Here is a 2,543-nt window from a genome sequence, read left to right on the forward strand (position 1 = left end):
CGGCGGTGATCCCGTTGCTCGACCTTGCCCAGCGCCAGGTCGGCGCCGAGACGAATACGCAGGGCTGGCTGCCAATCCCGGTGATGGAGTTCGTCGGCAAGGAGCTCGACGTCGCTTACGTCCGAGTGCTCGAGGTCGCGACCTTCTACACCATGTTCAACCTGGAGCCGGTCGGCCGCTTCCACGTCCAGGTGTGCGGGACGACGCCGTGCATGCTGCGCGGCTCCGACGACGTGTTCGAGGCCTGCTACAGGCGGGGGCTGAAGAAGGGCCACACGACCGGGGACGGCATGTTCACCCTGACCGAGGTCGAGTGCCTCGGCGCCTGCGCCAACGCGCCGATGGTGCAGATCAACGACGATAATTACGAGGATCTGACCGAGGAAAGCATGGGCGCGATCCTCGACGCCCTCGCCGCGGGCAAGACGCCCAAGCCGGGCCCGCAGATCGACCGCCAGACCAGCTGCCCCGTCGGTGGTCCGACGACGCTCAAGAAAATGGCCGAGCGCAACTACGACTACCGCCCGCTGTGGACCCCGACCGCCGGCCCACCGGCGAAGGAGGGCGCGCAGTGATGTTCGCTATCATGGCAATTGAGCCCGCCCCCCTTTGCGGGGGAGGGTCGACTCGCGCGCAGCGCGAGCGGGGAGAGGGGACGTCCTTCTCCTACGCCGGACCCTCTCCCTGCCGCCGCTTCGCGTCGGCGGTCCCTCTCCCGCTGAGGGGAGAGGGACTGGAGGCGCGCTTATGATCGGCCTCGTCATCGCCGTGATCATCGGCATTCTCGTCATCGGGCTGCTGCTGAAGCTGCTCAAGATCGCGATCGTGGTCGCGGTTTGCGTCGCGATCGTGATGTTCGCGCAGAACAAGTTCGGAACGAAGCGGCTCAAATGACGATGCTCGCTACACAGCTTCCTCTCCCCGGCGGGGAGAGGATTGAGGAGAGGGGGCTCGACGTTTGCCACTTCTCTCTGCCGTCGTACCCCCTCACCCTGCCCTCTCCCCACAGGGGAGAGGGGGAGGTTAGTGCCTGATGGGCTACACCGGGCCGCTCGCGGACAAGGACCGCATCTTCACCAACGTCTACGGCTTTCAGTCGCCGTACCTGAAGGCTGCCCAGCAGCGCGGCGATTGGGACGATACGAAGGCGCTGATGGCTATCGGGCAGGATGCGATCATCGATACCGTGAAGGCGTCGGGGCTTCGCGGCCGCGGCGGCGCGGGGTTCCCGACGGGGATGAAGTGGGGCTTCATGCCCAAGGAGCCCAAGCCGGGCAAACCCAATTTCCTGGTCATCAACGCCGACGAATCCGAGCCCGGGTCGTGCAAGGACCGGGAGATCATCCGCCACGATCCGCACAAGTTGCTGGAAGGCGCGCTAATCGCCGCCTTCGCGATGCGCGCGCGCGCCGCCTACATCTATATCCGCGGCGAATTCATCCAGGAAACCGAGGTGTTACGCCGCGCCGTTGCGGAATGCTATGAAGCAGGGCTGTTCGGAAAGAATGCTGCAGGCAGCGGCTTCGACTTCGACTGCTTCGTCCACCGCGGCGCCGGCGCCTACATCTGCGGCGAAGAGACGGCGATGCTGAGCAGCCTGGAGGGCAAGAAGGGCTGGCCGCGGCTGAAGCCGCCGTTCCCCGCCGGCGCCGGGCTCTACGGCTGCCCGACGACCGTCAACAATGTCGAGAGCATCGCCGTCGTTCCGACCATCCTCCGCCGCGGCGCGAGCTGGTTCGCGAGCATCGGGCGCGAGAAGAACGAGGGCACCAAGCTGTTCCAGCTGTCGGGCCATGTGAACACGCCGTGCGTGGTCGAGGAATCGATGGGGATCAGCTTCCGCGAGCTGATCACGCGTCACGGCCACGGTATCCGCGGCGGCAAGAACGCCGAGGATTTCAGCAACTTGCTGGCCGTCATTCCCGGCGGCTCTTCGGTCCCGCTGGTGCCGGCCGAGGAGATCCTTGACGCGCCGATGGACTTCGACGGGCTGAAGGCGCTTGGCTCCGGTCTGGGCACGGCCGCCGTGATCCTGATGGACAAGTCCACCGACATCGTCCGCGCGATCAGCCGCATCTCCTATTTCTACAAGCATGAAAGCTGCGGCCAGTGCACGCCCTGCCGCGAAGGCACCGGCTGGATGTGGCGGATGATGGAGAAGCTGCGCGTCGGCGATGCCGAGGTCGCGGAGATCGACAAGCTGCTCGACGTCACCAAGCAGGTCGAAGGCCACACCATCTGCGCGCTTGGCGACGCCGCCGCCTGGCCGATCCAGGGCCTGATCCGCCACTTCCGTCCCGAGCTCGAGCGCCGAATCGCCGAGCGCTCCGCGCGCACCATGCTGGAGGCGGCGGAATGAGCACGCAGACGATCATCGTCATTGTCGCGATCGTGATGATTGTCGTGCTCGCCGCCCGCGGTCTCCGCCGCGGCCCGCGCGTGACGCAGATCGACCGCACGGTGAAGCGCGACAAGAACGGGGAGGGGCAATGAAACACGCATATGCGCTGCTGGCGATCGGCGTCGCTTCGATCATCGCCGCC

The 2,543-nt window shown here is 66.2% G+C and carries 4 protein-coding genes; all 4 read left to right on the forward strand.

Annotated elements, in window-relative coordinates:
* Positions 1-575 (forward strand): NAD(P)H-dependent oxidoreductase subunit E (locus VFT73_RS03665; RefSeq protein WP_326408799.1); only part of this gene is annotated, 575 nt, incomplete at its 5' end.
* 172 nt (positions 576-747) lie between these two features.
* Entirely contained in the window at positions 748-894 is a 147-nt protein-coding gene (locus VFT73_RS03670; RefSeq protein ID WP_326408800.1) for a hypothetical protein, read from the forward strand.
* A 139-nt stretch (positions 895-1,033) separates the two neighbouring features.
* Positions 1,034-2,359 (forward strand): NADH-quinone oxidoreductase subunit NuoF, encoded by a 1,326-nt coding sequence (gene nuoF / locus VFT73_RS03675; RefSeq protein ID WP_326408801.1) that lies wholly within the window; start codon positions 1,034-1,036, stop codon positions 2,357-2,359.
* A complete protein-coding gene (locus VFT73_RS03680; protein ID WP_326408802.1) occupies positions 2,356-2,493 on the forward strand; it encodes a hypothetical protein in 138 nt (45 codons plus the stop codon). The genes nuoF and VFT73_RS03680 overlap by 4 nt, the downstream gene beginning before the upstream one ends.
* The last annotated feature ends 50 nt before the right edge of the window (positions 2,494-2,543 follow it).

The sequence above is a fragment of the Sphingomonas sp. genome (genome assembly GCF_035758555.1).
Taxonomy (GTDB): Bacteria; Pseudomonadota; Alphaproteobacteria; order Sphingomonadales; family Sphingomonadaceae; genus Sphingomonas_B.